The sequence below is a fragment of the Pseudanabaena sp. lw0831 genome, assembly GCF_016584665.1.
Classification (GTDB): domain Bacteria; phylum Cyanobacteriota; class Cyanobacteriia; order Pseudanabaenales; family Pseudanabaenaceae; genus Pseudanabaena.
The window spans coordinates 44,269-66,239 of record NZ_BBJB01000054.1 but is presented as its reverse complement, the minus strand read 5'-3'; the positions used below and the strand labels follow the sequence as shown (position 1 = coordinate 66,239).

The following is a 21,971-nucleotide window of genomic DNA, read 5'->3' as shown; positions in this document are numbered from 1 at the left end:
TCGCGCCTTGGGTGAAAGATTTTGGTGCTAGTGATAAAAGTCAAGCGGTGTATGAGTTGGCGGCGTGGTTGGATGGTTTTGGATTAAAATTGACTGTAGAAAATGTTCAAAGGGTGGATCGCTGAATCGCGCTTTATCTCGAACTTGTGGAGGATAGATAATCGCTGGTTATAGTTCAATGGCAGAAATTAGTAACCCAGAACAGTTACCGCTAGCACTTCTAGACATACAGACCGAATCTCGACCATCGCGCTTACCAACTCCGTTATCGTCTACTGGGATATCTGAATTAGAAAGAAACATTTGGTCTAATACCTTTTGAGCCTCAGAACGGTCTTTCAAAGTAATAAGTATTTCTTCATCAGTGCAGGATTCATTCACAGTCTTAACTGCACATATTACGGGAGATCCATTAACAACGCTAGTGGTAATGTACTTTAAAGCATTTTTTTGTCTTAAATTTTCAAATTTCCTTGTAACTTGTTGACAACGTTTTTCAGGTGTCCAATCGGAGCTAAAAATTTTAGATGTCCAAGTAATGATGGGAATATCTCGATTTGAAGTTCGCACAACAGTTGTTATTGTTTTATCTGTTGCAACACAAGCAAAAGTTACTTGTTTGTCTTGTTCAGTCAATCGAACTTTTTCTTCGCTAGACGTACTTCTAGCAGGCGGTTTCGTATTGGTTCCCCAATTAGAAGGAGTCTTCTGAATACTTGGAAGATCTGACCAACCCATACCTGAAGAAGATCGCGAAATAGATATTGCATATCTAATTAAGAGCCTAAAATTAAGATTACTTGTGCCATTAACACGGCTCAAACCAGATGAATGTTGAATCGAATGGCTTGATTTTTCAGTGTTGCGTTCCCATAATCTATCAATAAAATTACTAGCGTCATCTTCAGATCTCAATACTATAAGAATTTGTGCATCGGGACATATATAGTTAGCACTATCAACTCTACCTGGAAATGCACATAGTACTGGAAGACCATTTGCTATAGCAGGAACAATCTCAACTAACTTGCCCGATTCTTGGTTTTCTGCAAACTTCTTGGATACTTGTTCACATCGTCTCTGAGGGGTCCACTCGGATGCGGGAGAGAAATCACGAGTCCAACGAACTAAACCTACGATTCTAGAACCATTATCTATGATTGTAGTTGGGGTATCTCCATCTCTTCCACAATAAATTCGCTTAGCAGCGTCTGCCTGTGAATAGCCGTGTTCAGGCATTAAACCACTCAATGCCATCATAAAAGTAGCAGAAAACCCAGCAATCCAACGCTTCATCACTGACGAATTATTTTTATGCATCCTTGACACCACGCACCGACTGCTATAGAGATGTCATAATAGTAACCAAGTTTTTGCACAAAAACACAACCAAATGTCTAGCCCCAACCCAGCCTCTAACCAACCAGCAAGCAAAGATCTCCTCGCGTCATTTCGTGAAGCCTATAACAATCTAGAAATATTGCCATTGCTAGAGCAGGAAGAGCTAGATAACTTTCTGGTGGACTATGGCGGCGAAGCACTTGAAGAGCTAGAACAACTCGTCGAAGATAGCCCTAGCGGTGATGGCAAGATCGTATTTACGGGACATCGGGGTTGTGGTAAGTCCACCTTACTAGCTGAGTTTAGTCGCCAGATGCGCGATCGCTACTTTGTGGTATTTTTCTCCATCTCCGATATGATCGAAATGTCAGATGTTAATCATATTAATATTTTGTTTGCGATCGCTGTCAAACTGATGGAAGAAGCAGAAAACCAGCAAGTTAAAATTAAATCGTCACTAAAGGATTCTTTCTATAAATGGTTTGCCAAACGAACACGCACTGAAACTGAAGAGTTTGGAGCAGAAGTATCGGCGGGCTTCGATCTATTTAAAATCATTACTGGGAAATTGAGAACTGAAGCGAAAATCCGTGATGAAATTAAGCAAGAGTTCATTCGCAATGTTTCCGATTTAGTGGCAACCATTAATGAAATTGCCGCCGTTATTGAAGCCTCAACTGAAAAACGTCAAGTCCTTGTCATCATTGACGACTTAGATAAGCTCGATCTCGCAGTTGCCAAAGAAATCTACCAAAGCCATATTAAAGCTCTCTTTCAGCCCAATTTTCGGATTATCCTCACTGTGCCAATTTCTGCATTGCGTGAAGTGGGACTAGCCGCTACTATCCAAACGGAGACAAATAACCAAATCGTGCAGATGTCAGTTTCTAAGCTATTTAAGAAAGGCGAACGCCGAGAAACGGGGGCAAAACCTCAGCCTAGACCACTTGCAACACTTCAGGAAGTCTTAGCCAAACGGATTAATTCTGAACTTGTGGAACCTGAGACTGCTGAAAGAATTATTATTTACAGTGGCGGAGTCTTGCGGGAAGTGATTCGGATCGCCAATGAATGTTGTCGTATTTGCCTACGCTTAGTCCGCCGCAATTCTGAAGACACCAATATTAAAATTAATAATAAGGTTTTAGCGGAAGCCTTAAACAAGTTTCGGATTGATTTCGATACGAGGATTGGCAATGCTGATTATGAGATCTTGGAAAACACCTACATTGAGTTTAAGCCTAACGATCCTGGCGATCAGAGGTTCCGCGATTTGTTGCATGGCTTATACATTCTAGAATATCTCAACGGCAAACTTTGGTACGATGTCCATCCGATTGTTGCCGATCTTCTCAAAGAGAGATGAGGAAATATCATGACCGATCTAGTAGATTTACCAAATTCAGAAAATTCGACCGATCTCAATGAAGATAACTATGACGATCTGATAGTCTCCATTGAAGCAAGCGTTGGCAAGCTCAGTTTACTAATCGCAGTATGTGATGATGTCAACTTTCGCAACCAAATTATCGACCGCTACGAAACTGAATTGCAGCCAGAAACACGACCCTATCGTGTAACTCTCGATCGAAAAGAACCGAGTTTAAGAGCAGCGATCGCACAGCTTATCCAATCCGATGATTATCTTCAGAAAAACAGCAAGGCGATTATCACTGTAACTGGTACAGAAGAGCTTTATTTCCTAAGACTAGGTGAAGAGCGATCAGAGCAAGAGATTTTCTTCGGCTATTTGCAATGGACAAGAGAAGCATTACGCGAATTCCATTATCCAATTGTTCTGTGGGTAAATAATCAAATCCTAAACAGTCTCATTAAACAAGCACCTGATTTTTGGAGTTGGCGCAAAGGTGTATTTTATTACTCCATAAAAAATTTCTCTAAGCTTTATCAACATGGATCAGGAGATAACGTAATAATGGGCGACAAGTTAATGGGCAATAAAATCGAAATACAAATTACGAACAACTTGCAAGGTGCAAACATCGCAAACTTCGCTAATGACATAATAGATAATGCAAGACATTCAACATCCAATTCTATTCAAACTAACACCACAAAAGTGTCTGAAATAAATACTTTTGTCAATATTTTTAAAAAGGCTTCATTAAAAGAGATTTCTCAGTACCTAGATTTGCAAATCAGTACTTTCAAAATGCCTGATGATGAAGGTGAGGCTTTTAGGATAAAAATATTTAAAGGACTTATAGATGAAGAATTAGATAATAAAAGTTCGCGCCTCGTTGGCTTATATGAGGGTCTTGCAGAAATTTACGTGAAGAGACTGGCTAGTGGCAAACCCCAAATTTATAAAACAGAACAAGATATAGCGATTCAATATCTTCAGAACGCGATTACTCTCAGAAGAGAGTTAGATTTAAGAAATGGACTAGACAACTCACTAGCTAAGCTAGGAAGTCTATATGAATCTCAAGGGGAATTTGAACAAGCCAAGCAGCTTTACTCTGAAGCTTTAGATATTTTGCAAGCACAAGGAAACTACTCTGATGCGATTATTCGTTTAAACAATCTAGCAGGAATTGAGCACTCACAAGGACATTATGAAGCAGCAGTTAAGCTCTACAATCAATCCTTAGCAATTTATGAAGATGGCAAAGATACTGATATTACAACCTATGCTTCAACAATGAATTTTCTCGCAGGCACATATCATGCGCAAGGAAAATATGTAGAAGCAGAACAAACATATAAAAAAGCTCTAAAAATTCGTATTAAGGCATTTGGAGGTTCTCATGCTGATGTTGCAGTAAGCCTAAATAATTTAGGCTTACTTTATTCTGAACAAGGCAAATTCATTGAAGCAGAATCTTATTACCAGCAAGCTCTAGGTATTCAATTAAAATTATTGAGCGATACAAATCCTGATATTGCGACTAGTGTAAACAACCTAGCCTTACTCTATTATTCTCAAGATCGCCTAACCGAAGCAGAAGCATATTTAGTAGACGCTTTGAAAATCCGTCAGAAACTACTAGGCGATAATCATCCTGATGTTGCTGGCAGCTTAAATAATCTAGCGGGACTTTACAAAGCCCAAGGACGTTTTGCTGAAGCTGAGCCTTTATACGAAGATGCACTTGCGATCGCAATTACGACATTAGGTGATGATCATCCCATCACACAGAAGTTTAGAGAGAATATAAACAAATTAAGTGAGCAGTTAAGTTTAAGTAAAAAATCGCCATAACAAGGTACAAATGAAGATACTAGTTCTGAATGCAGGATCGAGCAGCCAAAAAAGTTGTCTGTATGATTTAGAAGATGTGCTGCCTGACACGCCGCCTGAACCAATTTGGGAAGCAAGCATCGACTGGACACACCATGAAGGATTTGCGGAAATTAAGGTTAAACCACAACATGGGGAAGTTCTCGAAGAAGAAATCTCCGCCACTTCTCGCCCTGAGATTATCGCGCATATGCTCGAAACTTTGTGGAGCGGAGAAACTCCAGTTCTCAAAAGCCCATCAGAAGTAGATATCATCGGTCATCGTGTCGTGCATGGTGGTGCAGAATATCGCCAAAGTACGCTTATTAATGATGAGGTGAAAGATGCGATCGCCAAATTAGCTTTATTTGCACCCGTACATAATCCTGCCAATTTAGAAGGAATTAATGCTACCGAAAAACTATTTGGAAATATTCCACAAGTTGCTGTATTCGATACCGCTTTTCATGCACATTTATCACCTGCGGCCTATACCTATGCGATCCCTACAAAATATACAGAACAAGGGATTCGTCGCTATGGATTTCATGGCATTAGTCATCAATATTGTCGCGATCGCACCGCCCAAATCCTCAATCGCAATATCGAAGACTTACGCCTGATTACCTGTCATTTGGGAAATGGATGTTCGCTCGCCGCAATTCGTAATGGTCAAAGTATTGACACGACAATGGGATTTACTCCCCTCGAAGGTTTAGTAATGGGAAGTCGTTCTGGTTCCATTGATGCAGGAATTCTCATTCATTTGTTGCGTCAACCTGATATGGATGTGGAGAAACTCGATCGCATACTTAATCGCGAATCAGGTTTGTTAGGAGTTTCAGGGATTTCGGCGGATCTACGTCCAATTCTTAAGGCGATCGCTGAAGGTAGCACACAAGCGCAATTAGCCTTTGATGTATATGTGCATAGCCTGCGATCGCATATTGGCTCAATGCTAGCAAGTCTCGGCGGATTAGATGCCTTAGTATTCACCGCAGGCGTTGGTGAAAATGCTCCCGCAGTCAGAGCCGCTGCTTGTGCAGGATTTGAGTTTTTGGGACTGAAACTAGATTTAGATAAAAACAAGCAAAGATTACTTGATGTAGATATTGCTGCACCTGATTCGGCAGTCAGAGTTTTAGTGATTCACACCCAAGAAGATTGGGAAATTGCCCGTGAATGTTGGAATTTAAAGTAAAGGTGTTGCAAAGCAACACCTTTACTTTGCTTTTACTTTGGATGTGATAAAGTTTAGATTGTTAGTCTTGAGATAAGTGGCTTATGGTTTTAGCAGCCCTTCATCCAGTCACCTTAGGTGAGTTTTCTCAACTTCCCAATATTGAAGAATCTCCAGCTTGGGAATTTCTTAACGGTCAAGTATTGCAAAAGCCAATGCCTACTTTTTACCACAGCCTTTTGCAAAAGTATTTAGTTAGAGCGATCGACAATACTAATAGCACCTACGAAGCTTTTCCAGAACTGCGCTGTATCTTGAGCAAAAACTCTGTTGTTCCAGACATAACTATCATTCACAAGAGCCGCATACCTTTGGATAATTCTGCAATTCAGGGCGCTCCAGATTGGCTAATTGAGATTCTCTCGACTGATCAAAGCACAACAAAACTAGTCACAAAAATTCAAGCTTGTCTGGCTGAAGGTTCAAAACTCGGTTGGTTAATTGACAGCCAAGAAGAAGTAATCATGCTTTTTCTCCCAGATCAGCCACTCCAACTTGTTAGCGGTGACGATCCTCTAATTTTTTTAGATGGGATATCATTGCAACTAACTCCAAATGAGATATTCAGTTGTTTAAAGCGGTAAATAAAAAGAGTGTGCAAAGCGCCATCTTTATTATTTACCGCTTATTTTGGCTTTGTAACCTAAGCCTAGTAAAATCTGCAAAATTTTCTGACTGCAATCGCCCTGAATCTCGATCGCTTGATCCTTCGATGTGCCGCCAGTACCGCATTGATTTTTTAACTGCTTAGTCAGCTTTGCCAAATTCTCAGTTGTAGTCTGAAATTCTGTCACCTCAGTTACGGTCTTGCCACCCTTGCCTCTGCGTGTTACTTGAATCCGAGGATTTTGTTGCTGCGGCGGTAAATCAACCACATTATTTTCTGAATCATCTTCCTCAGGTGCACCAAACTCACGATAAACTACACGATTTTTTGTCATTATTCCACCCATGCCGATCGCCATGCTAATTCGGCTTCGGCGATCGTCTTTTGTTGATATTTTTTCTCTAGCTCATTGTGCAAATGCGCTAGCCTTGCCGATAAAACACGCAACTCGCCTCGATGCGACATGACCTTGCGATCGGTAAACTCAATTTCAGCAAGACGAATACTCATCTGTGCATTTTTATCATCTTTAGTCTTGTTGTCTTCAGGATTTAAAACTTTATGCTCGACCAAAAGCTGGTTCAGTGTCTCCATGCTTTTGTTGAGGAGATTACTAAGCAGGGTATCGAGATTTTCTTGATTGGTGCGACTGTCGCGATCGCATTCTTCGAGAGTTTTTTGCATCTGCTCACAGAGCAATTTGATCCTCTGCCGCAGTGCGTCTTGCAAATTTTGCCGCGCTGACAATGATAGAGCTAGAAATGCATCAGGACATTTTTGGGTGCAAAACTTAAAAACTGTGAGCAAAATTTGTTGCTGGACAGCCTGAGCGATCGCCTGTGAATACTCAATATGAATAACATCGATACGACTGATCGCATCTGCGATCGCCTGTTGGATATTTTGAATATCTTTATCAATACGCACCAGCATCGCAGTTCACACTATTTTTCTTTTTCATTTTTGGGCGTTGCTAAATATGTAAGGATATGCGGCGCTTCGCGCCGCATATCCTTACATATAGCGCCGTAGGCGCTGCAAAAAACGAATTTTTTTGATTATTCACCAACAACAAAGCGCACAAAGCGACGAATTTTAACATTTTCGTTAAGCTTAGTACCGGTTAGTTTAACCAATTCATCAACGGTGATGCTTTGATCTTTGATGAAAGGCTGATCGAGTAAGCACAATTCTTTCAGGCGCTTTTCGATGCGACCAAGTACAATCTTCTCGCGAATAGCAGCAGGCTTACTAGCCAAGTCATCTTTACCCGCTTCGATTTGCTTTTCATTTTCCACAAAAGCAGCAGGAATATCTGCAACACTGACATATTCCACGTTAGGGCAAGCAGCAATTTGCTTGGCTACGCTATCAGCTAGTTCTTTAAGTTCTTCACGACGCGCCACAAAATCAGTTTCGCAGTTAACTTCGACTAGCACACCAATGCGGCTGCCAAAGTGAATATAACTATGGACGATTCCTTCAGATGCTTCACGGCTTGCTTTTTTAACAGCAGAGGCTAGCCCCTTTTGTCTTAGGTATTCGGTTGCCTTGGTAAAATCACCACTGGAGTCAACGAGCGCTGCTTTACAGTCTTTGATACCTGCGCCAGTTCTCGCACGTAGCTCTTGAATTTGTTGGGTTGTAATGTCTGCCATATTAAGTAAGCTTGTTTTGGATTTCTAGGGCAACATTTCGAGGAGCGAGGAGTTTTTGCTCGTTGCCGAAAATATCTCTCGAAAATATTTCTAAAATGTTTACAGTACTCTAAGTTATCACAATTCGATGTACACAAGAAATTAGTAAGGTGGGCAATGCCCACCCTACTAACCGAATATTTTTTGGTGAATCAAAGCTTGTTGTTTGAGTTGCTGTACCCGATCGCTTAAGGTGGGATCTTGATTTTCGAGATTATGAATCCAAGCATCAGCAATCAACTGAGAATCTTCTGGTAAATCTTCTAATTCCCAACCAGAGATTCCTAGATCTTGCATTAAATAAGAAACTTTTGGATCGTAGCTAATTGCCGAACAATGGCAGCCCTCAGCCGCTGCCATAATCAGTCCATGCAAACGCATAGCGATCGTCAAATCGACACCGCTAAAAATCCCCTTGAGTCGGCGGGGATCTTTTTGCATGATGATTTGGCTGCGATTTGGAAGCTTTTCATTAAGCGAATCACAAATTGCTTGGGCGATCGCCTTATCTTGGGATGGCTGAAATGGGATCAACAAAATTTCAGCATTAGTTTGATTCTGCAACTTTTGCAAAGCCTCAGTAATTGTCGCAAGGCGACAGGTCGTTAGTGCAGGATGCGATCGCAAAACCACAGCAACACGGGGTTTTGATAAATCACGATACATGTTAATTGGAGTTGCATCCAAAGCCCATACAGGATCAGGGGCAATCACACTCTCAATTTGCCAATCTGCTAATAATTGTGCCGATTGGCGATCGCGCACGGACACCGATGTACATCGCTGAAAAGTGCGTCTGGCGATCCATTTACTCAACTTGCGCTTGAGTGGTCCGACCCCTTGCGCCCAAGCGATCGTTTGCAAGCCCATCCCCTGCGCTAAGCCCATGATGCCACCGTAATAAATCGGATTTCTCGCACTAGTGGCATCTTGCATCAAGCTGCCCCCGCCCCAAATAAATAAATCAGATCTCCTTAGTTCATTAATCAATGCAAATACTGAGTAGCGATCGCTAGCTTCGACCTGATGTAAATTTTCGGTAGCCCTCGGTGTGGCAGACAATACAAGCGGTTGGACATCATTAGGGAGCATTTGCAGCAGCGTGGCAAGCAAAGCCTCATCACCACCATTCCCCATTCCGTAATATCCACATAAAACCGCACGTCGCATATTTATTGTCCCAAATATTTTTTAGAAATGCCGCAATTCTCACGGCATTTCATTGTCGCGCATTTGCACCAGCAATTATCACTGAGAGGCGGCACTTCGTGCCGCCTCTCTGCTTTTGGTTTATGCAATTTCGATAAATGTGGCGCTCATGACTAGGGTTACACCAATTAACAACCAAACAATTGGCATATATTCAGGACTAATAAAGCTATTACCGAGCTGCATCAGGGCGATCGCCATGCCTGTCATGCTAGCAATCATAATTGCCCATAACCAGTGCAAACGAACTCGACTAGAGCGTCTCTTTGATTTTTGTAAAAGCTTTGGGGATGAAGTTGTTATATAAACCTGAGTCTTTGGAGATCGCTTGTTGATGGCTGCCAAATTACCCATTGAACGATTGATAACTTTGGTCGAGCAAAAGGATTTGTGAGGTTTTGGAAATATTTTTTGTGAGGTTTTCTGGGTGATATTTTGATTAAATCTCGGCTTTAGCTGTCTTCGTCTCTGATAAAGGCGGTTCTCGATTTTCTTCAGGCGCAACCAAAACATTAGTGACAGCGCGATCGCAATTGAACCTAGAGCGATCGCTAACTTGACTAAAAGTAGCAGCAAGTCTATGTTTTCTTGAAGGGATAAGACAATTGCCATATATGCTGCAATCAAGTCAAATTGCGGATTTATTAAACTATATTGTTTCACCTCATCTAAAAATCCACGAACTAGAAATCATCAGCAAAAGTGCCAGTAAAAACATGAAAAGCAAAGCCCAATAAGTGAATAGCGGCGCGATGCGCCGCTATTCACTTATTGGGCTTTGCTGATAAAAACTATGGCTATATAGCAATTCAAGAGATAGATTGGACAAATTTAAACCCAAATAAAGAGAGGCGGCGCTTCGCGCCGCCTCTCTTTATTTGGGTTTTATAGTATTACTCCAGATCAAGATGCTTTAAAACTCAAGCAAAGAGCGCTTTACGCCTTTTGTTAGGGTTGACTACTTAGATATGTTAATTCCACATTTGGGGCAAGCGTGATCACATCACCGTTACATAGATCGTGGGAAGAGGCAATCTTCATATGATGATTAATTATTACCCCATTGACGCTTGGCTTACCAGACAGATCCCCATCAATAATTCGGTACAAATAACGCCCACCCTCCCCAGGCACACGCAGCAATACTGCGTGTTGTCGAGAGACAAATCGCGAATAAAGTTGAATATTATTATTCACATCCCGCCCAATCGTATACTTTAAGCCATCAAGTGCGAGTTTTCTACTACCTCTCGCATCAGTAATTAATAGTGTGTGACTAACGTTTGTTTCGCTCATTAGCTCACCAAAGAAAGAAGTAGATGTGGCTTACCAGCGAAAAGTATATGCTACTGGTAGACATTTAGTTTAATCTCGCTCTACTTTACTCTACAAATGGGTTGAATTATAGAGTTTTTATCAAGAGTTAGAGAATCTCTATAGCTTGTTTATTCTTTGTACATATAGAGAGCATATTCAAACTTAAATCTTCAAGTTAATTTTTAAATTAACTTCGGCGCAAGATACAGAATATGAACCTCAGGCGCGAATGTGACAATATCACCATCCTGCAGATCGTGAGAAGAAACTTTTTGGATCGCATTTAAAACAATCCCATTTTTACTGGGTTTACCTGATGCGCTACCATCGATAATCCGATAAGTATCAAGGCGATCGCGATAACGGACTTTCCGAAGGGTCGCGTGATATCGCGAAACAAAATCAGAGTTGAGATGAACGGTATTATCGGATTCGCGACCGATTGTATATTGATTTTCAACTAGCGGCATTTTGCGTGTCCCACTGTTGTCGGTTACTACTAAAGTATGTTCAGGGGAAAAATTAATGCTGATTTCAGACTCTTCGTGATCAGCCTGATCGCGATCAGGCTGTTCGCGATCGGAATCTTCGTGAATTGAGCTTGACATGTTTTTATTATTACTCTTATTTTCTTCGTTTAACTTATATCTGGAGCTAGCGATGAAAGCAAGCTCCTTTTGTATGAGGGTAAAATGCTCACCTTGATTGCCTTGCTATACAATTAAGCAACTCAGCATAATTAAAAAACCAGAGCCAAAATCTGTACCGCCCGCTAAGTGGGCGGTACAGATTTTGGGGTTTTATATTTAATTTTGCTTATCTACTTATTCAATTGAAACTCGCTATATTTCGGAGAAATACTTTAGTGGACGTTACGGAGATCGCACGCCAAACCCAGATTTTATCTCAGCGCCTGAGCATTGCTCAGGACTATCTTTGACGCACCTGCGATCGCAGCAAAAATTAGTGACCTAGAACAAACAGCCGCCCAACCAGAATTTTGGGAGAATAGCGACCAAGCCCAAACAACAATGCGCGAACTAGATGCGCTGAAATCTTACCTCGAAAAGTTTGAACGCTGGCAGAAAAGCATCGAAAATCTAGAAGCGATCGCCGAGTTACTTACCCTTGAAGACGATCCTGCTCTAGCAAATGAAGCCAAACAAAGCTTGACTCAAATGCTGCAAGAGATGGATCGTTGGGATTTAGAGCAACTACTGTCAGGAACCTATGACAAATATGATGCAGTTTTAACAATCAATGCTGGCGCAGGTGGCACTGACTCCCAAGACTGGACAGAGATGCTGTTACGGATGTATACCCGCTTTTGTGAATCCCAAGGCTACAAAGTGGAGATTTCTGAAATTTCCGAAGGAGAAGAAGCAGGCATCAAATCAGTGACTTTGCTCGTCCATGGACGTTATGCCTATGGCTACCTTGCTCCTGAAAAAGGGACGCATCGCCTTGTGCGAATTTCGCCGTTTAATGCCAATGATAAGCGTCAAACCAGTTTTGCTGGTGTAGAAGTCATGCCATTACTCGAAGAGGATGTCGATCTCGAAATTGATCCGAAAGAATTAGAAATTACGACAACTAGAGCAGGTGGTAAGGGCGGTCAAAACGTCAACAAAGTAGAAACGGCTGTGCGAATCACTCATTTACCCACAGGGATTTCGGTACGCTGTACGCAAGAGCGATCGCAATTACAAAACAAAGAAAATGCTATGCGATTGTTGAAAGCAAAGTTATTAATTATCGCCCAAGAGCAACGCGCTCAAAAAATCGCCGATATTCGTGGCGATATGGTGGAAGCAGCTTGGGGTAACCAAATTCGTAACTATGTGTTTCATCCTTACCAATTAGTCAAAGATTTACGCACAGGTGAAGAAACCACGAATATTCAAAATGTAATGGATGGAGACCTTGATCCTTTCATTCAGTCATATTTGCGGCAACAAAATCAGCCTGTTTGAGTCAATACTTTTAGATGAGTAACATCTGGCGTATATTAAACCCCAGATTTAAAACCTGCACCGCCCGCGTCTTGGTTAGTGCAGGTTTCAGGGTTTTCGCCTACTTACTTAACAGATTACGTCCTTAGTGTTTTTTGCGATTAATGGCAATTGATTATGAATAGTTGGCATCAGAGACATTCGGTTTATCTAAAGCAATTTGCAAACAAGCAAACCCAAAATATAGGTTTAGCATCAGATCAACGCGATGTTAAGAATCATTTCAAAAAATACTTGGGTCAGGGATTAGGCGCAATTAGCTTATTTGGTCTATGTGTGGCTATAGTCGCCATTGTTGAGCCGATGATAAGTGGTAGTCGCTTATCTGCGTCTGCTGAAACTTGCGTAAAACCTTCAAATCTACAAAACTTTCTCAACAAAGTGTCTCTTGGCGAAGACAATCTTACTCGTTATGCATCTGCTGCTAATGCGATCGAAAACAAACGCCTAGAGCTTTTTAGAGAAGCTAAAAGTAACCCTGATTGGAGTAATGTCGCTAATCTCGCAGAATCAAAACAAACTAAAGTATGCGATCTTACCAATCCGCCAGAATTTTTGCGATCGCTCTGCAACCAGTTACGCACCTATAGCGAAGAAGAAATTTGCCGCAATGGATTTACCACAAAAGAATTTAATCAAATTACGCTAGAGCAAAAGCAAAATCCGCGTCTGAGAAGCATAATTCAAGGTAAGCAAATACAACTACGTGGTAACAAATAAATAAGAGAGAATGCGCAAAGCGCATTCTCTCTTATTTATCATAAAAAACAAAAACGAGAAGCATAGCTTCTCGTTTTTGTTTTTTGTAATGATCGTGCCAAAATTCAACTATTTTTTGTTTTGTTTGCTAAAACGACCAAAATCGTCTATAAGAGACAAGGCAAAATCAGACATCTACGACATTCGTGATGATTATTTTTTCTTCTGCTATTGACAACGGTCACTTACAGTCTATAATCCCTCCATTGTTTAGTATGCCCAGTGCTACACAAGCTACAAAACTCATAAAGACACGCTTATGTTCGGCTTAAAATTTGGCGGAAAGTCTAAGAAAGGCATCGGAATCGAAATCACTTCCGAGAAAGTTAACCTAGTTCAATTGCGCCGCAAGGGGCAATCTTCTTACAAGCTAGTGACGTATGGTAGCGTCGAGCTTCCTGAAGGCACTGTTGAAGAAGGCCGTATTCTCGACCCTGTAGCGCTGGGAGAAGTTATTCGCAGTTTGCTAGCAGACAAAAAAATAAAAGTTAAGAAGGTTGCCACGGCTCTACCAGGTCGCGAGACTGTGAGTCGTCTAATTCGCCTGCCAGCGGAAATTCCTGACTTAGAATTACGAGAGATGGTTCTTAATCAAGAGGCTAGTCTGTACTTACCTTTTCCTCGTGAAGATGCTGATGTTGATTATCAAAAGCTGGGTACAGCTCTTGATGACGATGGCATTGAACGTATTGAAATCCTGATGGTAGCAACACCTAAGGAGGTCACAGACAGCTATATGCAGGCTCTAGAAATAGCGCAGCTACAGGTTGACGTTGTTGAGGTTAGTAGCTTTGCTCTCATTCGTGCTATGCATAATGAGTTAGCCCGATTTAGCACCTTAGCGGAAGCCGTTGCGATCGTGGATATTGAGTACGAAGCTACCGAAATTACGGTAACAGTTGATGGAGTTCCGCAATTTTCTCGGACTTTCCCTATCGGTACTGCTCAGATTCAGAATGCTCAATTGCGTGCCATCAATTTGCCTCCACGCAGAACAACGGATATGGAAATGTTGAGTTCAACTGTTGTGCCTGTTCAGTCTATGGACACGGCGAGTCTTGCTGGTGGTGGTGGAACTCCGGGCGATGCAGCAATTATGCGGGTTGTTGGAGACCTTTCCGATGAACTAAGGCGCTCAATTGACTTTTACACTAGTCAATCTCCTGGCTCGGATGTTGTGCAGTTATTGATTGCAGGTCCTGGTGCATGTATTGGACAATTAAACGAGTTCTTCAGTCAACGTCTCGGTATTGCGGCTATTGCCGTTGACCCACTTACTGCCGTTGGCGTAACTGTTGATGGTGACATTCCTATTCAGGAACGCATGGCTATGTCTGTTGCTCTAGGTCTAGGTTTGAGGGAGGTTTAAAAAGGCGTTATGTATACACTTGATATTAATTTTTTAAGCGATCGCGCTGCTGACGAAGCTCAAGCTTCGGAACGTCAACCGATAGCTGATTCGCAGTTTTTAGTCTATGGAGGTGCAGTTGCTGTAGTTGCTCTTGCCATAGTTGGCGGTGCTTTTTTAGTCTTAAACTCGCAAAATGAGGGTATTAAACAAAAGCTTTCTGTTTTAACTGCTGAGGAGTCACAGCTAAATAGCAAGCTTACAGCTCTGAAAAGTCAAGAAACTGAACTACAAGCGATTCAAGCTAGAACTGGAGAGTTGGTAAATCTGTTTGTTGGTAACTTGCCTGTTAGCGCGATCGCTGATGACATCAGAAAACGTACTCCCATTACCGTTCAGGTGGAGGCAATTACCCAAGCATCGGTTGCGGCAACGGCTCAAGCTCCTGCTGGTTCGACGATATCTCTTACTGGAAAGGCAACTAGCTACAATGAGTTGAATGACTTTCTCTTGTTGCTCAAAGCCTCGCCTCTACTAGAAGGAAAGGAGACAATATTAGTCTCGTCATCTTTGCAGCCAGCCACTACCGATAAAAACTTTACATTGGTCAACTTTCAAATTCGCACGGCTGTTACTACAAAAAGTCCTGCTGATATATTACCCGCACTCCAAAAGACAGGAGCCGATGGGTTAGTCACGAGAGTCAATCTATTAAAGCAACAGGGAGTTATCAAATAAAATGACAAACGTTGGAGCTGCTTCAGGAATTGAAGATGGTGGAGGTGGTGTAACTCTATTTGGACTCACCTTAACATCGAAGATTTTAGGGATCTTGCTCGGAGTAGGCGGGGTTGCTCTAGCTGCTTATGTAGCCACAACCTATGTCATGCCGATCTGGGATTCAGTCCAAGCTGGACAAAAAAATATTGAGACCAAGACGACAAATGTCACAACGCTTAGAGGTCAAGTGGCTAGCAAGAGTAATATTGCTCAAAAAATTGAGGAAGCGAATCAACAGAATAAATTTGTTCTATCACTTTTGCCAAATGTAGATAATATTGATACGCTAATCCGCGATATTCAAGAGCAGATCCCTAAGACTATTGTGATTGCTTTGCCGCCAGATTTCTCCTATGAATTAGCAGGAACCTTGCGCAATTTCCAGCCTTCTGTACCAGTTGTAGGTGCACAATATGATACTTATTCCTTCACGATTGGTTTTGATGGCAAGTTTGAGGATGTATTGAATACAATTCAAAAAATTGAGCGTTTAAAGCCTCTACTAGTTGTCAAGGATTTAAAGCTAACGAAAAAGGCTCTGCCAACTGCTACTTTTAAGTTCTCTCGACCGATCGCGGCTGGTAAAGAGAAAGAAATTCTGGATATTTTGCCTCCATTAATTGGAGCAGATTTTACTCTGGAAGCTTTTGTCCCTAAAACTGACGCTGAGCTTAAGGCTGCCGCCGCTGCACCTGCGAAAAAATAAAATACAGTCCTCTGCCGCAGAGAGATTCTGCTGTGGAGGAGGCGAAAAAGACTCGAATCCTAACAATTTGGGTTGACTAAACAAGCCTATTTATTTTTTTGATTTGAAATTGACAAAGTGTGGTATAATCTCGCACCATAATCGCGTCAATTCTGTCTTGGTTATGTCGTTCTTTTAGTTAGGACATGTTCCAGTTTCTACAGATTTACTACTAAAGATTAAGTGTATTGAGTTCCGTGAGGAACAAGAGGAGTGTAATTATGAATGCTAAATTGAATGATAGGTTGAATGGGAATTGGAATGGTAAGTCTCTGGCTTGCTGGTTTCTGATTGCTGCGAGTTGCCCACAGGTTTTAGCGATCGCACCGCTACAAGCTCAAAATGCTGTCCAAAGTCCAGTCTCTGCAAATCCAACTGATGTAGTTGCGGTGGCGAGTCGGATTACTGACATCAATACAAATGTGGCAGGCGATCGCTTGAATTTGACGTTGAATTTTGCCAGTAGCGATCGCCCTCAAGTTACCTATACCAAGCAAGGCAAGGCATGGGTGGCGGTACTAAATGGCGCACAGTTGCAACTAGTCAATGGTAATGCTAGCTATACCAAGGCTAATCCTGCACCAGGTATTACTGCGATCGAGGCGACTCAATACGCGGCGAATAAAGTTCGTATTCGAGTGACTGCTACCGATCCAGAGATGCTTAAGGATTTGATCAAGCGTCAGGATACTGGTGATAGCCTAGTATTTAGCTTAGAGATGCAGCCTTCCGCAACTCAAGCTAGTTCTCTCTCTGCATCTAATGCACCTGAAACTGGAGTTGTTAATAGCCAAACGGCTGCTGATCCTAATCAAGTTTTAATTGCTCAAAATACTACTAGCTCTTCTGTTGGCAAGCCATTATTTGAGCCAAAGGTGACGATCACTGATCCTAATGGGAAGACTCGAATAGCACAAAATACTCCTCTAAATACTGGGGTAAATAGTGTACCGCCACCTGTTGCAAATCCAGTGACTCCACAGTTGCCAGGTCGTGTTCCTGGTGTCGTCCCGCCGTTCCGACAACTCAGGACTCCTCCAGTTGGGGACATTGCGACAACAACTGCTAAGCTTCGTGCGGACATTGTCGAGCTTGGTACTGCTGAACGTGTACCGAGAATCACTTTGCGCGATGCACCAGCGATCGAGGTTTTGACTCTGATCGGACGTGTGGCAGGTTTGAGTGTTGTCTCCGCAGAAGCCCCTTCTACTACTGGTGCTGCTGCTCCTGCAACAACTGGTGGTACAGCAGGTCTAAAGCAACCAGTCAGTCTCTCGATTGAGAATGAGACTGCTCAAGATGTCTTCAATAATGTATTGAGAATTACTGGACTAGAAGCAAATCGTATCGGTCAGACAATCTTTGTCGCCACAAAGCTTCCAGTAACTTTGAAAAATCTATCGACTAAGAGCTATCGCCTCAATCAAATCACGGTTGGTGAAGCCTCAGCTTATCTGATTGGGTTAGGAGCTTCTCGTGTTGTCAACCGCCAACGCCCTATTCCAGGTGCTCAAAGTGCAACTATTGGAAGTGCGGCTACCACAGTTGTTAACATACCGACTGAGGCTGTTCCAACCCTAGAAACAGTTTCGATTACTCCTGAATCTGGTGCTACTCCACTCCTAAAAGGCTTACAGGTAATTGCCGAAGAGCGGGGTAATTCGCTAACCTTGATTGGCAGTCCAAGACAGATTGAGTTTGCCGAAGCCCAACTGGCTCGACTGGATACACGCAAGAGACAAGTGACTGTTAATGTGAAGGTTGTAGAAGTGCGCTTGTTGCAAGGTCAAACCTTTATTTCATCTCTAAATTTTGCACCCAGCACACCTGGCAGCAGCACTCAAACAAACCTTGATTCTACCGCTGGCACTTTAACAGTAGATCTAAACAATGGTATAGCTAATTTCTTTTCAACGTTTAGTCCTCAACAGCTTATTGCGTCGCTAAATCTTAGTATTAATAACAGTAATGCTAAGGTTCTAACCGATCCATCGCTTACAGTACAAGAAGGTGAAACGGGAACTGTTAGTCTAACTGAAGGTGTTGCAACTAGGAGTACTGTGTCACCAGCTGTTCGGAGTGAAGCGACAGGAAATATCACAACTCCTGCCATTCAAACGATTACGGTAGAAGATGTAGGTCTAGCTCTCAATGTTCAAGTTGATAGAATTGATGATAATGGCTTCATTAATCTATCTATTTCTCCTACAATTAGTGCGCCTGGAGAACTCGTCGTGAACCTAATTTCTCCTGATGGTATTCCTATTTTTGTAAGATCTATCAACAGGCGTATTCTTAATTCTGGTAGGATTCGTTTACGAGATAACCAAACACTCGTTTTGTCAGGAATCATTCGAGATCAAGATGTTGAATCTATAAGAAAAGTTCCATTGCTGGGAGATCTACCAATTATCGGTGCTTTGTTCCGTTCGCAGGTTACTAATAATACCCGCAGTGAGATCGTGATTGTTGTCACTCCGCGCATTATTGATGACAGTCAGAATGCAAATTGGGGCTACACCTATCAGCCAGGTCCAGAAGTCCAGAAAGTTCTCGATAGCAACCAACGCAAGACCCAGTAAACTTTGCGTTTTCCTTGTTCATTTACACTCCCTTTCTCACAGACTTGGAAATATTTCCAAGTCTGTTTTTTAGTGTAGGGGCGGGTTTGGTTGGCAATTCTGTGCAGAAGCAGGATATATCTGCAAAACCCGCCACTACAGACCACATTCAGATGGTTCCAATCTTCGGGCAAGTATTGAGGATTCAAAACATCCAATCGCTCAAATAGACAAATTTCTGGAAACACCAAAATATCTAGCCCTGTCTCCTGAGCCGAGATCAATCTCGCATCTTGATAGCATTCTGCAAACACATCTTCAAAATAAGACTTAAGACTAGGACTTTTTTTGAACGCCCTAGTTAAACGTAGAGAATGCTCAGTAATAGATGCTTTCCAGCTATTAGTTCGCTTTTGAGGTTGATATTTCCATTTGAGTAGATGCTGCAAAACCCTAATCAAATTACTTTCCAAAGCATCTTTGCGATTATTCCCCATATCTTCAACTTCTTCAGCAAGATTCTCCAAATCCAATTTCTCGACATCTCCTTTGCGTAGTAGATTTACAGTTTCTGTCAGCCAAAGATTAAAGTCAGTTTCGTATAAAGCCTTTGTTGTGTTCACAAAAAAGTCAGTATATACTTGATTAGACAATTAGCTATGTTAGCCCAGAAAAAAATATTGTTTTTTGACTTGCAACAAATGTGCCTCACTATGTCATAATTGCAAAGCGTTAAAAAACGCCCTCATGGCTCAGGGGTAGAGCATTCCCTTGGTAAGGGAAAGGTCACGGGTTCAAATCCCGTTGAGGGCTTACTTAAGAAGGATCACATAGTGATTAAAATAGTCATAAACGTGTGAATTTTAATAGCATCAAAGGAGATCAACAAATGACCGAAAGGTGGACAGACGAACGCCTAGATCGATTTGCTGAAAAGGTTGATGGATTTGCAGAAACTATTAATCAGCAAGGTATACGCATAAATGCTCTTATAGAAAATATTGGCATCCTTGTACAGGGTTTTTATCTTGAGATACCTAACCTAAAAGCTGAAATTAATGGCGCTGTTGAAGAAGCAAGGGAAACCAGAGAAGTACTTCATGCCGAACTGGTCGAACTTAAAGAAGTATCGAAGCAACAAGCTGTGACCGCCGAACGTCAAGCAGTTGCTGCCGAACGCCTCGCTATCACTGCCGAACGTCAAGCAGTCGCCGCCGAACGCCAAGCGATCGCGATCCAAGAACAGGTCATCGCAATTCAAGAACAAGCTGCAATCGCCGAACGTCAAGCGATCGCAATCCAAGAACAAGCTGCAATTGCCCAAACTCAAGCCGAAAGTATTCGCTTAATGATTGAGATGGTCAATCGTAGACAAGCTTAGTTTCTAGGTCTTTGATCGCTTTCTAGATCAAAAATTACTTTTTGCCAATACCAAACTTCGGGCATATTCGGGTGATCTTGTTTCGCAATATCGATGAGGCGCTGAGAGATCGCCATATTGCCACCGACCAAACCGAGTAAACGCTGTTGTAATTCCAGACTCGGCATTTGCATCAAATCCACAGTAGCCGCTGCATTTGCTTGCTGACGCTTACCCTGTTTAGTCTGTTTTTCGAGTTCAGATCGCCAGAGATTAACCCGATCTAGGGCATAGCGATAACGATCCATGTTCGACTGGTTAAACCAAATATTCGCGGCCTGTTGATAATCATCAATCGCACCTTTGAGGTCGCCAAAGTCATACCTCGCCTCAGCGCGATCGCAATATAGTTGGGGACTACTGTTAGTCAGAGAAAGAGATCGCGAAAAATCTTCGATCGCCGTGCGATAGTCCTTGAGCTTTAGATGAGCTTTAGCACGATCTCTATAAATTTCCGCCATGCTGGGATATTCGCGCAGTAATTCATTGAAATCAGCGATCGCCCCCTGAGCATCACCAATTTCGAGACGGATTCTGCCACGGTTGATTCGCACTTCAAGATTTTGTGGTTCCAGAAAGGTTGCTTGATTGAGGTCTTTGATTGCTTCTTGAGGATCGCCCAGTTTACTGAGGGTCAAGCCTCGCAGACAGAAAGCTTTAACATTTTTAGGATCTATTTGCAGCATCCAATTGAGATCGATCAAAGCATTGGTATAGTCGCCCTTATCGATCCTTTGCTGCACATTGACAAAAATATCGGCAGTCGATGGTGGCAACATTGCCTCAAGCGGTTTATAGCTCTCGATACAACGGCGACAATTATCTTCGTCTCGTAGTTCTAAAAATAGGCTTGCGGCTTGTTTGTAGGTGGCGATCGCCTTTTCGATTTGATTTTGTTGTTTATAGGTCAAGCCCAATAATTGATGGGCGATCGCGGATTTGGGATTAATTACTAGCGCTTGAGCAATGTCAGCTTGAGCGCCTACGATATTGGAGATCGCAATGCGAGTGATGCTTCGAGCAATATACACATCGATCGCATTAGGTTTCAGACTAAGAGCTTGGTCATAGTCAGCGATCGCACCTTGGCGATCTCCTAAATCAAATAGGACTAAACCTCGCTGATAATATGCTTCAGCCAGTTGAGCATTAGCAGCGATCGCACAGCTAAAGGCTTGCACAGCACCATAGCGATCGCCAGCCTTCGCCTTTACTAAACCCTGCTGATAGAAATCTTCTTTAAAATCTTGTATCATGGCTCTACTTGCTATCCAAGCTATAGCGATTATGATAAATGAAACTCATACTTTTGCAGTGCATTACTAAGGAGTTATCGCGATGTCCAAAAAGTCCAAAGATATCAAGCATCAGATCGAAAAAACGCTGCATACAGTCGCTGACGTAGCTCAACAGCAGTACGAAAAAAATTTAAAAAAAGCCCATAAAAATGTTGATAAGCAGGTTGGCTCAGTACGCGATCGCCTTGAAGAATTTGATAGCTGGGCGGTTGAGTCGGTTAACGAGGCTTTAGAAAATGTCGAGAAAAAACTAGAGAAAAAAGTCTCCAAAACCTTAAATCGCGTCCAAAAAGCAGCGCGATCGGCTTGGGGAAAATTAACTGATTAACAAAAAAAGAAGCGCGAAGCGCTTCTTTTTTTGTTTAATCGTTTGTAGGGGCAATTCATGAATTG

The 21,971-nt window shown here is 42.1% G+C and carries 22 protein-coding genes and 1 tRNA gene; 13 read left to right on the top strand and 10 right to left on the bottom strand.

The window, feature by feature from the left end; translation table 11 throughout:
* Nucleotides 1-168: 168 nt before the first annotated feature.
* Complete coding sequence (locus tag APA_RS09900) at nt 169-1,296, bottom strand: COP23 domain-containing protein (protein WP_201322117.1); 1,128 nt, start codon at nt 1,294-1,296, stop codon at nt 169-171.
* Nucleotides 1,297-1,393: 97 nt separating this feature from the next.
* On the opposite strand from APA_RS09900, the gene APA_RS09895 reads away from it, so the two are divergent.
* The 4 genes from APA_RS09895 to APA_RS09880 all read left to right on the top strand — a co-directional run bounded on the left by APA_RS09895 (nt 1,394) and on the right by APA_RS09880 (nt 6,409).
* Entirely contained in the window at nt 1,394-2,707 is a 1,314-nt protein-coding gene (locus tag APA_RS09895; RefSeq protein ID WP_201322116.1) for an ATP-binding protein, read from the top strand.
* Nucleotides 2,708-2,716: 9 nt separating this feature from the next.
* Complete coding sequence (locus APA_RS09890) at nt 2,717-4,567, top strand: tetratricopeptide repeat protein (protein WP_201322115.1); 1,851 nt, start codon at nt 2,717-2,719, stop codon at nt 4,565-4,567.
* Nucleotides 4,568-4,577: 10 nt separating this feature from the next.
* A complete protein-coding gene (locus tag APA_RS09885; protein WP_201322114.1) occupies nt 4,578-5,786 on the top strand; it encodes an acetate/propionate family kinase in 1,209 nt (402 codons plus the stop codon).
* A gap of 83 nt (nt 5,787-5,869) precedes the next feature.
* Nucleotides 5,870-6,409, top strand: coding sequence for a Uma2 family endonuclease (locus APA_RS09880; protein WP_201322113.1), 540 nt, complete (start codon nt 5,870-5,872; stop codon nt 6,407-6,409).
* Between the two features lie 30 nt (nt 6,410-6,439).
* On the opposite strand, the gene APA_RS09875 is transcribed toward APA_RS09880, so the two are convergent.
* The 7 genes from APA_RS09875 to APA_RS09845 all read right to left on the bottom strand — a co-directional run bounded on the left by APA_RS09875 (nt 6,440) and on the right by APA_RS09845 (nt 11,263).
* The gene (locus tag APA_RS09875) at nt 6,440-6,766 is read right to left on the bottom strand and encodes a translation initiation factor (RefSeq protein ID WP_201322112.1); all 327 of its coding nucleotides are present in this window, start codon (nt 6,764-6,766) and stop codon (nt 6,440-6,442) included.
* On the bottom strand, nt 6,766-7,365 hold the full coding sequence (locus APA_RS09870) for a hypothetical protein (protein ID WP_201322111.1): 600 nt from the start codon (nt 7,363-7,365) through the stop codon (nt 6,766-6,768). The genes APA_RS09875 and APA_RS09870 overlap by 1 nt, the downstream gene beginning before the upstream one ends.
* A 125-nt stretch (nt 7,366-7,490) precedes the next feature.
* On the bottom strand, nt 7,491-8,090 hold the full coding sequence (gene tsf, locus APA_RS09865) for a translation elongation factor Ts (RefSeq protein WP_201322110.1): 600 nt from the start codon (nt 8,088-8,090) through the stop codon (nt 7,491-7,493).
* 168 nt (nt 8,091-8,258) lie between these two features.
* On the bottom strand, nt 8,259-9,299 hold the full coding sequence (gene csaB / locus APA_RS09860; protein ID WP_201322109.1) for a polysaccharide pyruvyl transferase CsaB: 1,041 nt from the start codon (nt 9,297-9,299) through the stop codon (nt 8,259-8,261).
* A gap of 120 nt (nt 9,300-9,419) precedes the next feature.
* A complete protein-coding gene (locus APA_RS09855) occupies nt 9,420-9,950 on the bottom strand; it encodes a hypothetical protein (RefSeq protein ID WP_201322108.1) in 531 nt (176 codons plus the stop codon).
* 336 nt (nt 9,951-10,286) lie between these two features.
* Nucleotides 10,287-10,634 carry an FHA domain-containing protein gene (locus tag APA_RS09850; RefSeq protein WP_201322107.1) on the bottom strand — a complete coding sequence of 116 codons (348 nt, stop codon included), beginning with the start codon at nt 10,632-10,634 and terminating at the stop codon, nt 10,287-10,289.
* A gap of 203 nt (nt 10,635-10,837) precedes the next feature.
* The gene (locus APA_RS09845; protein WP_201322106.1) at nt 10,838-11,263 is read right to left on the bottom strand and encodes an FHA domain-containing protein; all 426 of its coding nucleotides are present in this window, start codon (nt 11,261-11,263) and stop codon (nt 10,838-10,840) included.
* A 257-nt stretch (nt 11,264-11,520) separates the two neighbouring features.
* On the opposite strand from APA_RS09845, the gene prfB reads away from it, so the two are divergent.
* The 6 genes from prfB to APA_RS09815 all read left to right on the top strand — a co-directional run bounded on the left by prfB (nt 11,521) and on the right by APA_RS09815 (nt 18,881).
* A protein-coding gene (gene prfB / locus APA_RS09840; protein WP_201322105.1) for a peptide chain release factor 2 occupies nt 11,521-12,628 on the top strand; the annotation gives its coding sequence in 2 pieces (ribosomal slippage) (nt 11,521-11,592 and nt 11,594-12,628; 1,107 coding nt in all).
* Nucleotides 12,629-12,784: 156 nt separating this feature from the next.
* Nucleotides 12,785-13,387, top strand: coding sequence for a DUF4168 domain-containing protein (locus APA_RS09835; RefSeq protein WP_201322104.1), 603 nt, complete (start codon nt 12,785-12,787; stop codon nt 13,385-13,387).
* A gap of 298 nt (nt 13,388-13,685) precedes the next feature.
* Nucleotides 13,686-14,795 (top strand): type IV pilus biogenesis protein PilM, encoded by a 1,110-nt coding sequence (gene pilM / locus APA_RS09830; protein WP_201322103.1) that lies wholly within the window; start codon nt 13,686-13,688, stop codon nt 14,793-14,795.
* Between the two features lie 9 nt (nt 14,796-14,804).
* Entirely contained in the window at nt 14,805-15,512 is a 708-nt protein-coding gene (locus tag APA_RS09825) for a PilN domain-containing protein (protein WP_201322102.1), read from the top strand.
* Between the two features lies 1 nt (nt 15,513).
* Entirely contained in the window at nt 15,514-16,260 is a 747-nt protein-coding gene (locus APA_RS09820; RefSeq protein WP_201322101.1) for a hypothetical protein, read from the top strand.
* Nucleotides 16,261-16,520: 260 nt separating this feature from the next.
* Entirely contained in the window at nt 16,521-18,881 is a 2,361-nt protein-coding gene (locus APA_RS09815; RefSeq protein WP_201322100.1) for a secretin N-terminal domain-containing protein, read from the top strand.
* On the opposite strand, the gene APA_RS09810 is transcribed toward APA_RS09815, so the two are convergent.
* A complete protein-coding gene (locus APA_RS09810) occupies nt 18,824-19,483 on the bottom strand; it encodes a DUF29 domain-containing protein (RefSeq protein ID WP_201322099.1) in 660 nt (219 codons plus the stop codon). The two genes, APA_RS09815 and APA_RS09810, sit on opposite strands and share 58 nt — an antisense overlap.
* Nucleotides 19,484-19,601: 118 nt before the next feature.
* Between APA_RS09810 and APA_RS09805 the strand changes: the two genes are divergently transcribed.
* Both APA_RS09805 and APA_RS09800 read left to right on the top strand, forming a co-directional pair.
* Nucleotides 19,602-19,673 (top strand) — tRNA-Thr (locus tag APA_RS09805).
* 76 nt (nt 19,674-19,749) lie between these two features.
* Complete coding sequence (locus tag APA_RS09800; protein WP_201322098.1) at nt 19,750-20,241, top strand: hypothetical protein; 492 nt, start codon at nt 19,750-19,752, stop codon at nt 20,239-20,241.
* On the opposite strand, the gene APA_RS09795 is transcribed toward APA_RS09800, so the two are convergent.
* Nucleotides 20,238-21,536, bottom strand: coding sequence for a tetratricopeptide repeat protein (locus APA_RS09795; RefSeq protein ID WP_201322097.1), 1,299 nt, complete (start codon nt 21,534-21,536; stop codon nt 20,238-20,240). The two genes, APA_RS09800 and APA_RS09795, sit on opposite strands and share 4 nt — an antisense overlap.
* Nucleotides 21,537-21,618: 82 nt before the next feature.
* Here APA_RS09795 and APA_RS09790 point away from each other — a divergent pair, with 82 nt between their 5' ends.
* A complete protein-coding gene (locus APA_RS09790; protein WP_201322096.1) occupies nt 21,619-21,906 on the top strand; it encodes a hypothetical protein in 288 nt (95 codons plus the stop codon).
* Nucleotides 21,907-21,971: the final 65 nt, after the last annotated feature.